This is a genomic window from Microcoleus sp. CAWBG58 (genome assembly GCF_020883045.1).
Taxonomy (GTDB): Bacteria; Cyanobacteriota; Cyanobacteriia; order Cyanobacteriales; family Microcoleaceae; genus Microcoleus.
Window position 1 is genome coordinate 77,749 of record NZ_JAHRFA010000005.1, and the last position, 18,782, is coordinate 96,530.

Genomic DNA, 18,782 nt, shown 5'->3' on the forward strand with positions numbered 1-18,782 from the left:
TATGATTATTTTTGGATTAATTACAGAGGGACTTACTGACCAAATTGTAATTGAGAATATTTTAGCTGGATTTTTTAATAGTCCCAATATAGAGGTAGAACCTCTTCAGCCAAAAATAAATAAAGACAATCAGAATAAGTCACAATTCGGCGGTTGGACTCTAGTGTTTGATTATTGTCATTCAAAAAAGTTTCAAGAATCATTTCGTTTTTTTGACTATATCATTATTCAAATAGATACTGATGTTTTGGTGGATTCAGAAAATTCTAATTATAATATTCCCAGTCGAGATGACAATGGTGATGAGTTGACTCCCCAGCAGTTGATAGAAAAAGTTATTGAAAAATTTAGACAAGTTATAGGTGAGGATTTTTACGATAAATATCAACAGAAAATCCTGTTTGCAATTTCTGTACATTCTATTGAGTGTTGGTTGCTCCCACTGTATTATACAGATAAGAAGAAAGCAAAAATCAAAAACTGTCTCAAGACGTTAAATAATGAGCTTTCCAAGAAACACAGGTTTACAATTGACAAGAATGCTAAAAATCCTGAATATTATCGAGAGATTGCCAAACAATATGCCAATCATAAATTTTTGATGCAGCATTATCAAGACAATCCCAGTCTAAAAACTTTTATAGAAGAGATTGAGAGTAGAAATATTCAAATTGTTGAAGAGGATGAGTGGTAACTATCTAGATTTTCATATCGTAGAATAGAAAATGATTTAAAAGTTAACAAATTCTGCCCATAGGAATTATCAATCGCATAAAATATAGAAGACGACACTGCCGTTTCGCTACCCAACTCCCTAAACTTCCGACTCCAATTCTGTAGCCCGAACTTGCACGGGAAATTCAACTGTATTTAAGTCCGACGACTCTAATAACTGCACTTCCTCTTCAGAATTGGCTGCACCATTCCGGCTTTTTCCCAATTTCTCGGCCAAAGTATCCCGCTGGTTAATCAAATAAATACTCACCAAAGTCAGCCCGACTCCCATCGATTGCAGCGGATTCAATACTTCGCCCAACAACAAATTCCCGAACAGCAAAGCAAAAATCGGAGTTAGAAACGTCAGAGAACTTAAACTCGTCAAACTGCCGCTTGATGCAAAGTAAAAGAATAAACCATAGGCGATCGCACTTCCGAACACTGTAGAATACCCTAAAGCCATCCAACCCGACAAATCGATATTCACAAACTGCCCCGACTCAGTAGCCGCCGAAATCGCCAACAACGGCAAACCGCCTAAAATCATGTGCCAGCCCGTCGCCACCACCGGATCGACATAACGGCAAACCCAGCGCACCAAAACCGTACCCACAGCCATCGACAAAGCCGCCAACAGCATCAACCATTCCCCGCCCTGAAACACACTTTCGATACCCGCAGAAACCTGCACATTTTCAGGATGAAACAGCCCCAAAATAAAGCCATCCGGCAACCCAATCAAACTGATGCCGATAACGCCAATTACCAATCCCAACCAGCCCCAAAAACCAATTTTTTCTTGAAACAGCCACAAACACAAAATCGCCACGGCTAGCGGTTGAGAATCAATCATCACTGAACCCAAACCCGCACCGGTTCTCGCCAAACCTTCGGCTAAAAAGCCTTGAAACAAAGTGCCGTCAACTAATGCAAACAGCGAAATCCACAGCCAAGCTTTCCAACCCTGCGGCTGCTGTTTTCCCATTAAAGCCGCCGCCAGCAACACCAACACGCCCGCAGGTACTAAACGCACGACTGCCACAAACAGCGGTGTCGTGTGCGGCATCACCCCTTTCATCGCTACCATCGCGGTTCCCCACAGGAAAAACGGCGCAATGAGCAACAGGGGGGCAAAGGGCAGTTTAGAATCGGTAAGTTTTAGCTGCATGGCGGAGGCTCCAAATAATTGATGAGAGTGGCGCTCTCGGGAATGATGTAGATTTGTTAAGCAATTTTTACAATTATATATCGAAGGTGGGTTAAGTGCGATCGCGCGGCCAGAAACCGGGTTTTTCACCCAGATATTTGCCTCAAACCCTGAATATCTGCAAAAAACCCGGTTTCTTGAGTCTCATCGCGCGGCCAGAAACCGGGTTTTTCACCCAGATATTTGCCTCAAACCCTGAATATCTGCAAAAAACCCGGTTTCTTGAGTGTCTTCCCTCTTCCCTCGGACTTCTTCCCTCGGACTTCTTCCCTCGGACTTCTTCCTGATGACTGACATCCGTTACATCCGTTACATCCGCTACATAATCCGTTGCCGAACTTCCCTCTTCCTTCTTCCTTCTTCCCTCTTCCTTCTTCCTTCAGATAAGGCACACTAGAAGTAAGATACAAAATTTCACATTGCCCGAAACTGCCCATGATTTGGCCATTCAAGCCCCGCTATCGCAAACAAATCGCCCGCATCGAAGTCACCGGAGGTATTGCCGGAGAAACCCGCAAACGATTTCTAGAAGCGCTCAAAACCGTTGAAGAGCGCAAATTTCCCGCCTTACTGCTGCGGATAGACAGCCCCGGCGGTACAGTCGGCGATTCCCAAGAAATTTACAGCGCCCTCAAGCGTTTGGGCGAAAAAATCAAAATAGTCGCTAGTTTTGGCAATATTTCAGCTTCCGGCGGAGTTTACATCGGCATGGGAGCTCAACATATTGTTGCCAATCCCGGTACAATTACCGGCAGCATTGGCGTGATTATCCGGGGTAACAATCTAGAAGGGCTGCTAGAAAAAGTCGGCGTTTCTTTTCAAGTGATTAAATCCGGGCCTTATAAAGATATCTTGGCATTCGATCGACAATTGACCGAGCCGGAACAGCAAATTCTGCAAGATTTGATCGACAGCAGCTACCAGCAATTTGTCGAAACCGTTGCCGAAGCCCGGAAACTCGACGTTGAAAACGTCAAAACTTTTGCCGACGGTCGCGTTTTTACCGGCCAGCAAGCCTTAGAATTGGGTTTGGTCGATCGACTCGGAACCGAAGAGGACGCTCGCCGCTGGACTGCCGAACTCGCAGGCCTCGATCCCGAAAAAACCGAATGCTGCACTCTAGAAAAACAAAAACCTTTCCTAAATCGCGTCTTGGGGAGTAGTCTGGATACATCCGGGCTTTCGGCTTACAAGAATTTGCTGGAATTCGAGCTGTCTACTAGCGGTTTACCGTTGTGGCTGTATCGCCCGTGATTAAATAGTCATTAGTCCTTAGTCATTAGTCATTAGTCCTTAGTCCTTAGTCCTTAGTCAGCACTCAGCAGTCAGCATTCAGCAGTCAGCATTCAGCAAATAACAACTAAAGATTGCCGATCGCAAATATATCGCAGCTAATAGCTCACAACAAACTAATAACTAATGACCAATGACTGATGACTAATGACCAATGACCAATGACTAATGACTTAATCATAAAAAATGGAGAATATTTGCGTGGATTGGCAAGTGCGGGCGATTCGCGGGGCAACAACTGCCAGCGATAATTCGGTAGAAGCAATTCGAGAAGCGGTGAGAGAACTGTTAGATGAATTAGAAACAAGAAATAATTTAGATCCGGAATTAATAATTAGTGTTACGTTTTCTGTTACCCGCGATTTGGATGCTGTCTTTCCGGCTGCGATCGCCCGCGAACGCTCCCGGTGGTGCAATGTTCCTTTATTGGACGTGCAGCAAATGCACGTCAAGGGTGCTTTAGAACGCTGCATCCGCTTTTTAATTCACATCAATTGGCCCGCACACCGCGAAATTTATCATCCCTATTTGCGCGGAGCTCAAAATTTGCGGCCCGATTGGAATTTAGCCGTTGCGGTTGCTGCAGAAAAATAAGAAAATCACTTTTTGATTCATTCAAGAGTAAACCCACCATGGCTGGTGGGTTTATTTTTAACTGAGTTATATCAAATCCGTTAACATCGTCCTGTATTTATCTCTCTCTTCCCTTTCTCTGTGTTCTCTGTGTTCTCTGCGGTTAAATCATTTCGATCCAACCGGAAACGATATTAGAAGAGGCAAATCTTTTGTGCCCTCCTTAGTAGAGGAGTAGAGGAGAATGTTTTATGAACAGAACAAATCTATTATCTCGGATTTCGACCGATCCGAATATATGTTTTGGCAAGCCCAGTATACGGGGACATCGCATCAGGGTTTCCCTGATTTTAGATTGCCTAGCTAGCGGAGCAACTATCGAATCAATTATTCAGCAGTATCCAAGTATAGAGCGAGATGATATTCTGGCTTGTATTGCCTACGGTGCTGAGGTAATCGATCAAAATAGCGAACATCAACATTTAGCAAGTCTCAAGCCAGATCGAGTGATTTATGCCGACTTTTCAGAAATGGCAAATGATACAGAATATCAAGCAGAAGCTTTGGTAATTTGTCAAGAATTTGAGGCGGTTGAGAGTAATTTGGGTCATGGCAGTTGCGATCGGCTGATTTGAAATAGGCTTCTCCAGCCGATATAGCGGTTATCAGAAAGATTCGCGGACGTTGTTGGGATGCGAGCCCTCTGAGTTTACTGGTTTTGCAAACTGTCTGTTATACCTCATCTTTTTGAGAAAGGCTATATATTTATTTTAGCTTACCTTTTCTGGTGGGGATTGGCTTAGATAAAAAACATAAAAAAACCGGCTTCTCGAAGAAACCGGATTTTTTGTCAATCAGTGGCTTTCTTGTGATGCAGCCTAATCCCTAAAAAGATGTCATATATAAAACTCCAAAAGTCCTTTTTACCTTCCAATATTCCCAGACTTTGAGGAGAACCCTTTTCATCTAACAGCGGCTTCACAGCTTCGTAGGCTGGCTTGTAATTGTACCAAGGAATTGAAGGCCACAAGTGATGGATCAAATGATAGTTCTGTCCCAAAATTAAAATATTCAGAATTGGACTAGGATATACTCTGGCATTTTTCCAGCGATCGCGCTCGTGAAACGGACGGTGCGGCAAATAATCAAAAAATAACCCCAAGGCTAATCCCACTACCAAAGCAGGAGAAAACCAAAAGTTCAGCACATAACCTAAATGGTCGTATTGAATTGAGAGATAAACCACTCCGATCACAAACAAACGGCTGAAAAACCATTCCCAAAGTTCGTATTTCCGCCACAGTTTGCGCTTAAAGAAGAAAATCTCGTGGTAAAAAAACCTCGCAGCAATTAACCACAGAGGCCCACCAGTAGAAACGTAATGGTCTGGATCGTTATCTGGGTCATTAACGTGGGCGTGATGCTGCATATGTACCCGCGTAAATACCGGGAAAGCAAAGCCCAACATCAGCGCGCTACCGTGTCCCAAAATAGCGTTAATTGTACGATCGCGGTGCGCCGCATAGTGAGACGCATCGTGAATCACGGTTCCAGCCATGTGCAACGCCAGCACGTTCAGGGAAAAACAACACCAATCCGGCCAGTCTCCGTACCAGTAACCCACAAAGGAAATCGCGATCGTCGCTAATGCACTCAAAAACAACAGCAGCGTCGGATTGAAGTCACCCGGAGGACTCAGAAACTCTTTCGGCACTGTCAGCGGCCGTCCTGCCTCCGACATCTTTGTTAACACTCCTTAATATTTCACACTTGCGTAGTATAAGATACAAGTCTGCCAATAGTAAAGTTTCGTGAAAAAACACAGTGCGATCGCCAGACACGATCCTCTGCATAACAAGCCAAGTATTGCTGCTGTGAAACGATCCCAATCCTCGATTAGCCACATAGCAAAGCAGCCAATTCAAATAAATGGGTATATCTGTATTTATGTCAACCCACAAAGCGGAAATAATTTCACAAAAGCCGATCGCACAGAAAAGATTATCGATCGGTAATAAACTCAGATATTCTAGAGAATGGTCAATTCCCGCTGTTTTGACCGTCGAGAAATTTTTAAGAATTAAGACGTGCGTCATTGCTTGTAGTAGTGAATAGCAAAAACTTAGCCGAAATTTAAACACTAAATCCTCCAGCCACCCCATCTCAATTCATGCAACCGCCAAAAGCCCTACGCCGAACAAAAATCGTCGCCACCATTGGCCCAGCTACTTCCGATCCGCAAGTCCTGCGAAACCTCATAGAAGCCGGTGCCACAACTTTGCGCCTCAACTTTTCCCACGGCACAGAAGAAGACCACCAGCGCAGCATTCGCTTAATCAGACAAACGTCCTTTGAACTCAACCAGCCAGTCGCCATCCTCCAAGACCTTCAAGGCCCGAAAATTCGTTTGGGGCGCTTTGAAACAGGCTCTATCGTTGTCAAAAATGGCGATCCTTTCATTCTCACAAGCCGTCCGGTACCAGGCACCGAACTCATTTCCTCCGTCACCTACGAACCCCTAGCAGACGAAGTTCCAGAAGGAGCGATGATTCTGCTAGACGACGGTAAAGTCGAAATGGTCGTTGAAAAAGTAGACCGCAATTCCCGTGAATTGTACTGTCGCGTTGTCGTTGGCGGCCCGCTTTCCAACAATAAAGGCGTGAATTTTCCGGGAGTTTACCTGTCAATTAAAGCGCTGACCGATAAAGACCGCAAAGATTTAATGTTCGGCCTCGACCAAGGCGTCGATTGGGTAGCCCTCAGCTTCGTGCGGAATCCCCAGGATATGCTCGAAATTAAAGAACTGATTGCCAGTGCGGGCAAGCAAGTACCGGTGATTGCTAAGATCGAAAAGCACGAGGCGATCGAACAAATGGAACAAATTCTCGCCCTTTGCAACGGCGTGATGGTCGCCCGGGGCGATTTGGGCGTGGAACTGCCCGCCGAAGACGTGCCGATTTTGCAAAAGCGCTTGATTGCGACTTCCAACCGCATGGGGATTCCGGTGATTACCGCTACCCAGATGCTCGACAGCATGGTCAGCAATCCCCGTCCTACCCGCGCCGAGATTTCCGACGTAGCCAACGCCATTCTCGACGGAACCGATGCGGTAATGCTTTCCAATGAAACCGCTGTCGGCAAATTTGCAGTCGAAGCGGTGGCGACGATGGCGAGAATTGCCGTCCGCATCGAGAGGGAAGGAATTAGGGGCAATATTAGAAATGTAGAAGATGTTGGTCGATCGATCACCAACGGCATCAGCCAAGCAGTCAGCCAAATCTCCGAACAGTTAAACGCAGCGGCCATCATGACGCTGACCAAAACCGGCGCTACAGCCCGCAACGTCTCGAAGTTCCGACCCAAAACACCGATTTTGGCCGTTACTCCCCACGTAGACGTAGCCCGACAACTGCAATTAGTATGGGGAGTCAAACCATTACTGGTGCTGGATTTGCCCTCAACAGGCCAGACATTTCAATCTGCCATTAATGTCGCTCAAGAAAAAGAGTTCCTGTGCGACGGAGATTTAGTAGTGATGACTGCCGGTACTCAGCAAGGGGTTGCCGGCTCGACGGATTTGATCAAAATTGAAGTAGTGACAGCAGTTTTAGGTAAAGGTACCGGTGTCGGTTTGGGAGCAGTGAGCGGCATGGCCAGAGTTGCTCGTACTGCTGCGGATGTAGCCAATTTCCACGCAGGAGACATTTTAGTAGTAGAACGCACCAGCGCCGAGTTTGTGGAGATGATTCGCAAAGCAGCCGGTGTGGTAACGGAGGAGGAAAGTTTGACTTCTCACGCGGCGATTATCGGCTTGCGTTTGGGCGTGCCGGTGATGGTGGGCGTAGAGAATGCCATGCGGGTAATTCGGGACGGCACGATGCTGACGCTGGATATGCAGCGTGGCTTGGTTTATTCCGGTGCCCGAGGTGGCTCACCAGACGGAGAACTTGCCGTTTAACAAGTTATGAGTTTTGGGTTGTGGAGTTTTTCATGAAATTCTACAGCTCATTGCTTTTTTGTTGAATTTGTGCTATAATTCATAATCGTCTTGCCGATGTAGCTCAGTGGTAGAGTAATCGATTCGTAATCGATCGGTCGCGGGTTCAAATCCCGCCATCGGCTTTGGGTTTTGTAAAGTGTCAAATTATTTGTCTGAATTGACAGATTGTTCTCCATCTTGAAAAATTAATATTATCACTTTGCGAGGGTTGAGCGTGAATGGATAAAGTGCGATCGCATGGTGATTAGCTTTCACTTTTATGGAGATATCTATCAGTCGTTAATTTCAAAAAAATCCTTAGATGCAAGTTCTGCTAACTTGGCACGTAAATCCTTGCGAATATTCTTCTTTTGCCTGTTAGTTAATTCATGAGGGGCTGATTCCTCGTCAAGCCCTGTGATACCAGAATGACCTTCAGCACCAGGGGAATAATCTCTAATACGCTTGCCATCGATTTCCTGAAACAGGTAAACCCAGATAACATTTAACAGGTTAGGATAGAGGTTTTCCCCAGAGTTAGCTTGAATTTGACAGATTTCATTAACTTTAAGGCGAAGAACTAATCTCCGAGGCGAGTTTGCCCCTAGGAATCTATAAGCTTGTTCAGGTGTTGTAAGAGAGTCAACCCAAACACTTAGGTGAGGTGGAACTGAGTTTTTATCGTTAGTTGACAGAGAAAATTCATCTTCCAATTGAATGGCTAAGATATTAGCCTTTTCTGTAAAATCTTTAGGTAGTCGAGCAAGTCGAAGGACGCAGTAAGCATCTGCGACTGGGGTTAAATTAGGTCCAGCCGAGTTCTTTTTAAACAACTTACTCAATAAAAAATGAAGCTTTTTCCAAGATATCAGTCGAAAAACCCTGTTCAAGTGTAGTATCTTCTCCCCAAACCTCTCCAGTCTTTCTATTACGATAGAAAAATTCTATTTCACCAGTCCCAAAGATTTCGCACTCTAAGTAGTGTTCAGATTCTGACCATGTGTACATGAAATTATCTTTGGAACCCGGACAAGCATCTGGCACTTCCAAGCATCGCCCTCTGGCTTCAAACAAACTTTTGAGTGCCTTCCACACAGACCAGGATAGATTGAGAACTCTTTCTGAAAAGTTTGCATCTCTTGCCTCTCTTACCTCATTTTTTAGTGAATCAAGATATAATCGAAGCCCCTGGCATCGTTGTCGCTGATGCTTTGTAGCCTCACTCTTTTTATCAATGGGCAAATAATTTGATAAATCAGTTATCCTAGGTGATAAAAATTTACCTCGTCGTTCTTGTGGAACAGATTGAGCCAAATTATACACAGCTATTTCATGGGTGGAATCTTTGACTTTCTCCTCATCAATATCCTTAATTTGGCCAGCATACATTATTGAACTGATGTCTCCCTGCATGGGACGATAAAGCGGATAATTTTTTCTAAGATCAGCATTTTGATCCTCAGCCCATATCTGTGCTAGTGAACGAGTTGATGTAGGCATTCGGACAGGAGTATTCGGATTTTTTCGTTGCCTATCAGTAAGTAAAGTAGTTGAGGGAATTGCTTGCTCTTCTCGTTCTTGTTTTTCCCATGAAGGTATAATCATAGTCATAGCTTCATTATCTCCGCTTCCAAATATTTGTCTGAATTCTTTGATCGGTTAAATCACTAAATGCCTGTACAATCCATTCATGTGCCTCGTTAAACCAACTTTCCATTGAATCCATAGAATTGTAATTTCCAATTCCACGCACAGTTAATTGAAATAAAAGAGTTAGATGGTTGTCAACAACTGCATTCCTGATCGATATATGTAATCTCCCAAATTCTTCGGGCAAGTCAAAAGTGGTATCCCAATCAATACCTTGAGGTTTTGGAAGAAATCGAGTTCGATCTGTTTGCCATTTAAAGTCAGGGAAAATGTTACCTATATCCTCCAGAGTTTGCCATGCTTCTCCTTGTGAAATTTGATTAACATAACTTAGTTCATATTGATGAATCTGAACTTGACCCAATTCAGCCTCTTCTATAAATAAATTGAAGCTGTTTAAATGATCTTGAAACCCTTTAATAAGACTTTCATATCTAGGATACTCACTATTTAAACTGGCTTTTCTCCAGTTATAAATCAATCGATCGCGTTGAATTTGAATAACCCTCGTATCATCAGAACTAATAAACCATACCCTGGGCAAAGGAGGAATATCACTCAGTGTCAATTGAGTTTCAATAATTTGATTATTAAAAACTTCTACCTTTGGTGCTAGTGGGACAACGTCGTTGCAAAACGGGTAGTCAGGTTGAAACCTCTGCCATAATAAGCCAATATGGGGACTAAGTAAAGCTTCGAGAGAGTTAAACAGAACACTACATACCACCTCAGTAACAGGTGGTTGGTCATAAGATGGTAATTGTTTGGCGTTCATGCTGACTGTCACGCTATACTCCTATACTTATTACCACGTATCCGCTCAATAATCCGGGGTAAATCGCTCAACGATGCACTTCAAATGACGTAAAATCGTTCTTGATTTGGTAATGTACCCTGAATTATTGAGCGGATACGTTACCAGTATAAACTACGTTATAAATTTATACTTTAATTTCAGTGTAACTCAGAGTGAACCTAGTTACTAGATTATTAAGAAAACTTTGACTCTGATCTGGATCTTTTTATCGATACAATCGTCTTCCACTCTCACCACATAGCGCGCAATCGCCTCCCGCAACCCTGTTCCCCAGAGGAAAATAGATTCACATATAGAACTTCTCCCAAGAGCGATCGCACCTCCCAACCCCGCTAACTTCTGCAACCAGCGTCGGCGTTAACTCATTCGCCGGCCGAAAGCGCCCTAAAATAAGACTTGCATTCCGAACGATCAAACTCGACATTGTATTAATTTGGAGGGCGCGGGATGCGAAAACTTAGGGGACTGAGAATTTGATTGAGGGCGCGCAATTGTTCGGCGGTGCCCAAACAAATTAGCATATCTCCTCCTTCGATCGCAGTTTCTCCAGTTGGCCCGACAATCAAAGTCCCAACCGCCCGTCGAATTGCTAACACTAACGCCCCGGATTGCGATCGCAATTTGGCATTTCTCAAAGTTTCTCCGACGTAGACACAACTATTCGGATCTACCAGAAATTCTTCCATGTAAAAAGAACTATCAGTACCCGTCAATACGCCGTCTAAAAAATCCATCACCTGAGGGCGCAAAGCAGCCGCTGCCATCCGTTTGCCGCCCGTAATGTAGGGGGATACGACGGCATCGGCGCCGCCCCGCTGTAACTTCTTTACGGCTTCTTCTGTGGTGGCGCGGGCGATCGCCCGTACCTTCGGATTCAGAGTTTTCGCCGACAGCACAGTGTACAAATTCTCAGCATCCGACGGCAAAGCTGCTACTATGCAAATTGCGCGATCGATCCCCACATTCAACAAAATTTCATCAAGTGTTGCGTCTCCCTGCACCGCCGTGTACCCCAGCCCCAAAGCTGCCTGAACCGACTGTAGCGCCGAATCTACCACCACAAAAGGAATATTTTCTGCCTGAAATTCCAAGGCAATTTGTCGCCCCGTGCGCCCAAAACCGCAGAGAATGTAATGTTCGATCAAAGAATCCACCAAACGCCGCTGTTGCCTAATTCTTGCTCCTTCTTGAAAATATCCTTGAATCAGCGCTTCTGTAAAGCGGTTGACAATAAAACCAATACCAATTACGCCCATCAAAATCAGGCACATGGTAAACATTCGCCCGCGTCTTCCGAGGGGATGAATTTCGCCGTAGCCCACAGTTGCTAACGTAAATACTGTCATGTAAGCGGCATCGAGCAGAGTCCATTTTTCGATCTGCCAATACCAGAGAGTACCCGTGCAGAAAATGCCGCCAAGGGCGATGACACCGCCCGTTAACTGTGTTTGCAAGCGCTGGTACTTTTGCTCTAGACTTGAATACACCGATCGCCCTGACCTATTATTTATTAGCTGCTACTTAATTTAAGCATATCAAGACTTACACAAAAATCCGATTCATAAGAGTAAATCTAAAATCTAAAATCTACTGTCTGAGCGACTTTCAATCCCGTCGCAGAGGTGGCGATTGCTGGAATTGGCGATCGCATTTGTCTGAAAATAATTGCGGGCGACATTGCAGCCCCGCACCAACAAATCATCAATATTCAGATTCCACAGTATCACCGTACCATCAGCACTCGCACTAGCGATCGCCTTACCATCAGGACTAAAAATCGCACTCCAAACAGCAGCCGTATTACCTGTTAAAGTGTGTAGGGGCAGTGCCCCCGTGCCTGCCCTGCCATCAATTTTCCAGAGTCTCAACATTTTATCTTTGCTTGCAGATAGTAACATTTGACCGTCGGGACTAAAAGTGACATTTGTGACTTGACTGGGATGTTTTAAGATACTCAGGAGTTTACCATCTTTGCTCCAGATTGTCGCATTTGAACCAGTACCTGCGATTGCGAGCATTGTGCCATCAAAACTAAAACTTGTACTCATAATTGTATCCTTCTCTACCTTTAAATTTGCCAGTAAATTACCTGCAATGCTAACTTCCTTAGCCTGCTGCGAAGACAAGTTTGCCAAAATATTTGTCAAATCCGCAAGTTTAACTGTTCCATCAGAACAAACTGAAGCAAGTATTTTTCCGTCACGGCTGCAACTAACGTTTGTTACAAAACATTTATCTTGGATCGGCCTCACTATTTTGCGATCGTTCAAGTTTTGCAGGAGCGCATTTCCCTCATTAATTACTAAGGCAATTATTCTGTCGTTTTGGGTAAAGCTAACACCAGTCACTTTGCCGCTATCTACTTTAAAAGTTTGAATCAACTTGCCGTCCACTTGCCAAAGTTTAACTGTATTATCCTCGCCAACTGATGCCAGCCTCTGACTGTCTGGACTAAAAGTCACATTGATAATTCGATCGGTGTGACCATTCAAAACAGCTTTTAACTTCCCGTTTCTGTGCCAAATTTTAAGAGTGCGATCGTCGCTAACTGTTAACAGCATTTGACTGTCTGGGCTAAAAGTAATCGAGATTAATTTAGTAGTTGAACCGGGAAAAATTAGGCGTTTATTAAAACTGTAAACTGCTTGCTCCAGAGCCGTTAAAACCCGGACTTGGATATCTGATGCAACTCCCAGCGAGCGCTGCATTTCTCTGACTGCTTTAATGCTTTCGATTAAAGCTTCCGATTTCTTGCCCGCTGCAAATAGAGTTTCGGAAAACAAACTGAGAGTCAGGATTTTGTTATTTCTTTCCTCAATTGACGGTTTGATCCAAAAAGCAGCAATTAAGATAGAAATCATGAATATTGAACTTACCGTAAAAATTTGTACTTTCAGTCGTTCTTCACGCCAGAGTTTAATTTGAGTAAGTTTTCTAAGTTTTTGCTCGGCGGATAGTTTTTCTAATAACTGATTTTCCCGGCGCAATAGCTCTATTTCTGCTTGAGTTTGCTGTTCGCGATCGCGCAATTGGGCAAATTCCGCCTCTTGGCTAGCAGCTAAAAATTGATAATCTTGGCTACTCAAACTTTTACCAGCAGCCCATTCTCGCGCATCTTGCAATGCTTGACCGCGCAATAATCGAGATTCATCTTGACAATCTGAGGCAATCCATGCTGTTAGTGATTCGGCGTATGGCCGCAAATCTCCTAGTGCTTTTTCTACCCAATTTTGGTTGAATATCGATGCATAAATGCGGTTGTTTACCGTTAATTTTCCGCCTCGTTTGACTACTAATCCGCTGAGTCGCAATTCAGTTTGTTCGGGAGAGTCATCAGCGCTGATTCCCCCTGCAAGGGCGGGCACGGGGGCACCGCCCCTACAGTCGGGGGGTTCTGAGAGTGCCAATATTTTTTGATATAATCCTAATAACCTACTAGCGCGGTGCTGATTGCTGAGAAGGCGATCGCGAATTGTCTTCAAATGCACTGGCTCATCAGCAGCTTCCCAATTATCAATAATCTGAGATTGTACTATTTCCCCAATCAACAATCGGTTCGTAGTGAGGACTTTAGTCCTTCTTGCTAATTCCTGCCCTTGAACTATCAGCTTACACAGTTTTTGAGTCAGAAACGGCTGTCCTCCAGTCCACTCCAAAATCTCTTGTAAAACTTCTTGATAATTGTCAAATTTACCCTCAAACCCCTTGACTAAAGACCCAGATTCGTGTAATTTAAAACCCTGAAGTTCAATAGCTCGACCAATATTAAACGGTGTGCGAGTGGCATCGCTAATTAAATCCGACGGCGTAGCAACTCCCAGCAAAGCAAATGTCAACCGCTGGTATTCTGACTTGTGAGCGCGTTTGTTATAGCAAGAACGAATCAAGGCAAAAAAATCATCCAGCGATTCTTTGAAACTGAGAACGCTATCAATTTCATCAATAAAAATGACAATATTTTGAGTGATTTTAACCAGCAGCAACTCCTCAATTAACTCTCCTAAACGCTGCACGGGCGGCATCAACTCTCTCTCCCGCCACCAAGCCATAAACTCGGCTGCATCAAACAGGTTGAAACTGCACAAAAGCTTGTAAGCGACGCCCCCGTACCACTTATCGAGGGAGACTTGCTGGCTGCCAATGTCCGAAAGGTCGATCGTAGCACAAGCAATGCGATCGGCCGAGAGCTTTTGTACGGTACGCACCAGCAAACTAGATTTACCCATTTGTCGGGAATTGAGCACGTAACAAAACTCTCCCGCTTTCAGGGCTTGATAAAGTTCCGAGTCAGCTTGTCGCACTACATAAGTAGGCGCATCTTGCGGGAGACTGCCGCCGATTTGGTATTGGTAATCGACTGTCATGAGTTTGCCTTTAGTTAGATTATTTTGTCACTTCTGTTGTGCCTTCACCGCAAGCAATTTTACCATTTTCATAGGTGGGTTCCGCTGGTTTAAATGTACTGCGATTATCAGCTTTGCACAATATGGATATTGTTTTGATTTCATCTTTAGCAGCATTGGGAACAACTTCTTTAGCAGGCACTACAAAGACACCGCCGACAGAACTTTTAAGTTCTGGCTGCTTGGATACTCCATAACTAAATGCTGCTTTCTTAGTGGCGCGAACTGAATATTTGTAATTTGTTGTCTCGGTTTTAATGCCAATTGCTAAAGCATCAACAGAAGGGCTAAAAACACTTTTTTCTGCATAATAAGACTGCTGGTTTTTGTTCATTATGCTGACAATTCTTTTCGCTTCCGATTGCTTATTTTTAGTAGTAACACCCAGAAAAATTGGCAAAATAATCATGTTAGCCACTCCAACACAGATTATAAGGAATAAGAATCTGCATAAGAATCTGCAACCGCCATAAGCTCCCTTATCAACAATAGATTCTTGATTCTTAGTCATGGTTTTGTCTCCTTAAATGGTAAATACAAGGCGAATTAATACCAATTTTAAACGAAATAACAGTATTCTTGTCCCCCCCCTTGGCAAAGGGGGGCTAGGGGGGGGCTTCGAGTGTTGCACGATTTTAGAAAAATGGTATAAATTCAGCGAGGCAGAGCCAAAGCATCTGCGTTACCAGGCAGAGCATGGTAACGAGGAAAAGAAGGTAATACTAATCCCTAAGCTCGCAGCTTTTGTGCTTCTTTTCTATCTAGGGATGTTGGCTGAATCACTTTAGTACCGATCGCAAAATCGCGCAATTCCACCCTCGTAAACTTCACACCCCAAGGATCGGTGGTTGTATCCAACTCCTCCACTAAAGCATTATTGAGTAAATTGCGAGCCGTGTAAAGTTCCTCTACAGTTAATTTAGCAATGTGAGTCCGAATCGAAAGAATCAGCATATTGAACATGGCTTCCTTGAGATTCTGCACCTTGTAGGAAGCTTTTTCTAAGTCAATTACTCGCCAGTAGACAATAAATTCAACGGTGACGGAAACGCGATCGCCAGTTGTGCATTGTTGCGGTGGCAGTCTTAAAATTTGCTCGCGCAGAGTTTGTTTGTAGGCGACTGTTTCGACAAAGGGAATCAGAAATGTCAAACCCGGTTCGAGTTTTTTGCGATCGTACTTTCCGAAAATCTCAACTAAGGCTTCATCTCCTTGACGCACAATTTTAACGCTGCTGGCTAAGGATACACCTGCGATCGCAAAAAACACGGTCAAAAAATACTGATACATCGTGAATCTCCTAAACAGTTGACAGTTGACAGTTGACAGCGTTAATCAGTTGACAGTTGACAGTTGACAGTTGACAGCGAGGTCAATTTCAACATTTGAAAGATGAAATGAAGGTCGCTGCAAAGGTTTATACAACCAAGTTAAATACTTCCTTTATTTCTTAGTCGGCGCAGGCGGACTTTGTTTGACAAGAAGCGATTTCAAGATCGTGCAATCAATCAAGGAAGTAACAAGCCCGGATTTAGTATTAGCTATTGACGTGAATTAATTGGTCAGGTACAACAATCAACGTATTTCCTTCGCGGCGCAAAACGTAAACTTTTTGTTTGGGCGCGATTCCTTGGGAATCTTCATTGCGCGCTTTCCAAGAAGCACCTTCATAAATCACCATTCCGGTTTCTCCCGGGAAAATTTCCGAGATAGTTGTCGCTTCGGTTGCTTCGGGAATCACAAACTTTTTGCGAACAATGAAAATCGGTCGAATCCATATACTCAAGGCGAGAGAGATTCCCATCCAGTAGAATATCTGCCAGTCAAAATCTTCATACATTACGTTCGCCCAACTGAACTGAAATGCGATTGAGCCTCTCCACAAAACAAAAGATGAAATTAAAGCAGCAACCCCCATCATCAGCACGTAAAATCTGTATCTTTGGGGCTGAGTTTTTTGGATAAATAAATCGATCGCACTCAGCACAATTCCGACTGTCAACCAAAACATCGGCGGTGTGAATGCAAAAGGCGATCGATTAGTGGCTGATGCCAGCGACCAAATTAGGATAGAATACACAATACTTTTACCTCCTTTTGATGCGATCCAACCTTGTTATTTCTCATCTAATCAGGTGCCTATTTGAGTTCGCGAGTGAGTTATTTGAAAATTCATCGACTTTTCATCGACTTTTTATCGACTTTGGGACGGTTAGCATTTATGATGGTTTCAGTGTCTCGATTGTGATAAACAATGCCGCGATCGCTCAGGCTGCGTCTCCAGTCCATTCCCGCAGTTAAATCCTGCCTCCTCCGCAACGGCTTTCCCAGTCAGAAAATTTTGGCTGAGGATTTAGGGATAGCCCAATCTACTGTCAGTCACTTCCTGAATGGCAAACCTGTGGATTATGCCAATTTCATCGAAATTTGTCGCGGATTGGGGCAGGAATGGCGCGATATAGCCGATTTTGAGCTGGAATCGCCGCCCGATCGCGTTTTGTCAAAATCTGCAAAAATTGCGATCCTCTTCGAGGGCTTCGCTAACGCCCAATCCACTCCAAACCTCCCCCTGGTTCAGCAATTACACCAAGCTTTAACTGCCGCCAGCCACGAAGTATTTTTAGTTAACAAAAACAGCAGCAAAGATAACTCATATTTAAAGGTTTGCGATTATTTGCTGTTGCTGATTTCCGCAGAATCTGCTGCTAGCGAAATGATAATAGAACAAGTACAGCTAGCGAAAGAATTGCACAATTCAACTCCTCACAAACCAGCAATTTTACCGATTTGTATTGAATTAAATACACCATTTTCTTTCGATCTGCTGCACTATTTAGCAGACATCCCGATTTGGCATTGGCGATGTACGGGCGACTCATCAAATTTAATTTCGGAAATTGCGATCGTAATTAAAGAAGGCCGCACATCTTTAAATCCAGACTGTGAATTAGCTGTAAATTTCAGCAAAATTACTAACACAAAACAGTCAATAATTCAACCGTTGCCAGCAGCAGCGCCCGAATTGCCGGGAGGACAAGTAGATTTAGCTTCTCGTTTTTATGTCGATCGCCCTCCGATCGAATCCCGCTGTTATGAAACCATCGGCCAACCGGGAGCCCTGATTCGGATTAAAGCACCGAGACAGATGGGCAAAACTTCTTTAATGGCGAGGATTTTGCGTCATGCCCAAGAGCAAGGTTCTCGCACGGTGGCGCTGAGTTTTCAGCTAGCAAATAGGAGAGTTTTCGCTAATTCAGATACATTTTTGCAGTGGTTTTGTGCTAGCGTCGGTCAAGAGTTGGGAATGCTGGAACAGTTGCCGAAGTGTTGGGAATTAGCCGATCTAATTGGCAGCAATCAGTGTTGCAAGGCTTTCTTTGAACAGTATTTGCTGTCGGAATCGTCACCGCCTTTGACTTTGGGCTTGGATGAGTGCGATCGCCTGTTTGAATCGCCGGAAATTGCCGATGATTTTTTTGGATTGTTGCGCGCTTTGCACGAAGAAGCCAAGCGGCGAGATATCTGGAAAAAGTTTCGCTTAATTGTGGTGCATTCTACGGAAGTATATATTCCGCTGGATGTGAATAAATCGCCGTTTAATGTGGGATTGCCGATCGAACTTCCAGAGTTTACTTTGCAGCAAGTGCAAGATTTGGCAAAGTGGCACGGATTGAATTGGAGTGAGGCGGAAGTTGCAGAATTGATGGGGTTAGTCGGCGGAAATCCTTATTTAGTGCGGCTGGGGATGTATCATATTTCGCGTCAAGATGTGACTTTAGATCGGTTAGTGCAAGAATCTGCAACTGAAGCGGGAATTTACAGCGATCATTTGCGCAGGCATTTGTGGAATTTAGAGAAATATGCGGAATTAATGGAGGCGATGAGAGAGGTGGCGAGTGTTTCCCAGCCAGTGCGATTGAAGTCTGAATTGGGGTTTAAGTTAAATAGTATGGGGCTGGTGAAGTTGGATGGAAATAATTGTATTCCCAGGTGTCGCTTGTATGGGGAATATTTTGGCGATCGATTAACCCTGCAATAATTGCACAGAAACCGGGTTTCTGAGGAAAAATATCGGTTGAGATGCAAAGTCTTGGCCAGAAACCCGGTTTCTAACCCTGCGATAAGCCCAGAGAAACCGGGTTT

At 44.1% G+C, this 18,782-nt stretch carries 17 protein-coding genes and 1 tRNA gene; 7 read left to right on the forward strand and 11 right to left on the reverse strand.

What is annotated here, in order from left to right; genetic code table 11:
* The first annotated feature begins 1 nt into the window (after position 1).
* Positions 2–694 (forward strand): phage tail protein, encoded by a 693-nt coding sequence (locus QZ918_RS03095; RefSeq protein ID WP_293330913.1) that lies wholly within the window; start codon positions 2–4, stop codon positions 692–694.
* Positions 695–814: 120 nt separating this feature from the next.
* Here the strand turns inward: QZ918_RS03095 and QZ918_RS03100 are convergent, their stop codons facing one another.
* Positions 815–1,885, reverse strand: a complete 1,071-nt coding sequence (locus tag QZ918_RS03100; protein ID WP_293330916.1) for a DMT family transporter — start codon at positions 1,883–1,885, stop codon at positions 815–817.
* 474 nt (positions 1,886–2,359) lie between these two features.
* On the opposite strand from QZ918_RS03100, the gene sppA reads away from it, so the two are divergent.
* The 3 genes from sppA to QZ918_RS03115 all read left to right on the forward strand — a co-directional run bounded on the left by sppA (position 2,360) and on the right by QZ918_RS03115 (position 4,425).
* A complete protein-coding gene (gene sppA, locus QZ918_RS03105) occupies positions 2,360–3,178 on the forward strand; it encodes a signal peptide peptidase SppA (RefSeq protein ID WP_293330919.1) in 819 nt (272 codons plus the stop codon).
* A gap of 225 nt (positions 3,179–3,403) precedes the next feature.
* Entirely contained in the window at positions 3,404–3,811 is a 408-nt protein-coding gene (gene aroH, locus QZ918_RS03110; RefSeq protein ID WP_293330922.1) for a chorismate mutase, read from the forward strand.
* A gap of 230 nt (positions 3,812–4,041) precedes the next feature.
* Entirely contained in the window at positions 4,042–4,425 is a 384-nt protein-coding gene (locus QZ918_RS03115) for a DUF433 domain-containing protein (protein ID WP_293330925.1), read from the forward strand.
* Between the two features lie 215 nt (positions 4,426–4,640).
* Here QZ918_RS03115 and crtR read toward each other — a convergent pair whose 3' ends face one another.
* Together crtR and QZ918_RS03125 are read right to left on the reverse strand one after the other, a co-directional pair.
* Positions 4,641–5,531, reverse strand: a complete 891-nt coding sequence (crtR, locus tag QZ918_RS03120; RefSeq protein WP_293330928.1) for a beta-carotene hydroxylase — start codon at positions 5,529–5,531, stop codon at positions 4,641–4,643.
* The gene (locus tag QZ918_RS03125) at positions 5,473–5,886 is read right to left on the reverse strand and encodes a hypothetical protein (RefSeq protein ID WP_293330931.1); all 414 of its coding nucleotides are present in this window, start codon (positions 5,884–5,886) and stop codon (positions 5,473–5,475) included. Before QZ918_RS03125 ends, crtR begins: the two co-directional genes overlap by 59 nt.
* A gap of 74 nt (positions 5,887–5,960) precedes the next feature.
* On the opposite strand from QZ918_RS03125, the gene pyk reads away from it, so the two are divergent.
* Both pyk and QZ918_RS03135 read left to right on the forward strand, forming a co-directional pair.
* A complete protein-coding gene (gene pyk / locus QZ918_RS03130; protein ID WP_293330934.1) occupies positions 5,961–7,748 on the forward strand; it encodes a pyruvate kinase in 1,788 nt (595 codons plus the stop codon).
* 92 nt (positions 7,749–7,840) lie between these two features.
* A tRNA-Thr gene (locus tag QZ918_RS03135) sits at positions 7,841–7,912 on the forward strand.
* A gap of 150 nt (positions 7,913–8,062) precedes the next feature.
* Here QZ918_RS03135 and QZ918_RS03140 read toward each other — a convergent pair.
* The 8 genes from QZ918_RS03140 to QZ918_RS03175 all read right to left on the reverse strand — a co-directional run bounded on the left by QZ918_RS03140 (position 8,063) and on the right by QZ918_RS03175 (position 16,719).
* Positions 8,063–8,602, reverse strand: coding sequence for a hypothetical protein (locus tag QZ918_RS03140; RefSeq protein WP_293330937.1), 540 nt, complete (start codon positions 8,600–8,602; stop codon positions 8,063–8,065).
* A 1-nt stretch (position 8,603) separates the two neighbouring features.
* Entirely contained in the window at positions 8,604–9,380 is a 777-nt protein-coding gene (locus QZ918_RS03145) for a hypothetical protein (protein WP_293330940.1), read from the reverse strand.
* A gap of 7 nt (positions 9,381–9,387) precedes the next feature.
* Complete coding sequence (locus QZ918_RS03150) at positions 9,388–10,194, reverse strand: TIGR04255 family protein (RefSeq protein WP_293330943.1); 807 nt, start codon at positions 10,192–10,194, stop codon at positions 9,388–9,390.
* Positions 10,195–10,664: 470 nt separating this feature from the next.
* Positions 10,665–11,723 (reverse strand): potassium channel family protein, encoded by a 1,059-nt coding sequence (locus QZ918_RS03155; RefSeq protein ID WP_293330946.1) that lies wholly within the window; start codon positions 11,721–11,723, stop codon positions 10,665–10,667.
* Between the two features lie 93 nt (positions 11,724–11,816).
* Positions 11,817–14,600 carry an AAA-like domain-containing protein gene (locus QZ918_RS03160; protein WP_293330949.1) on the reverse strand — a complete coding sequence of 928 codons (2,784 nt, stop codon included), beginning with the start codon at positions 14,598–14,600 and terminating at the stop codon, positions 11,817–11,819.
* 19 nt (positions 14,601–14,619) lie between these two features.
* The gene (locus QZ918_RS03165) at positions 14,620–15,150 is read right to left on the reverse strand and encodes a type IV pilin-like G/H family protein (RefSeq protein ID WP_293149345.1); all 531 of its coding nucleotides are present in this window, start codon (positions 15,148–15,150) and stop codon (positions 14,620–14,622) included.
* Between the two features lie 218 nt (positions 15,151–15,368).
* A complete protein-coding gene (locus QZ918_RS03170) occupies positions 15,369–15,929 on the reverse strand; it encodes an SPFH domain-containing protein (protein WP_293149343.1) in 561 nt (186 codons plus the stop codon).
* Between the two features lie 247 nt (positions 15,930–16,176).
* Entirely contained in the window at positions 16,177–16,719 is a 543-nt protein-coding gene (locus QZ918_RS03175) for an NfeD family protein (RefSeq protein ID WP_293330952.1), read from the reverse strand.
* A gap of 174 nt (positions 16,720–16,893) precedes the next feature.
* Between QZ918_RS03175 and QZ918_RS03180 the strand changes: the two genes are divergently transcribed.
* Positions 16,894–18,678, forward strand: a complete 1,785-nt coding sequence (locus tag QZ918_RS03180; protein WP_293330955.1) for an AAA-like domain-containing protein — start codon at positions 16,894–16,896, stop codon at positions 18,676–18,678.
* Positions 18,679–18,782 lie beyond the last annotated feature (104 nt).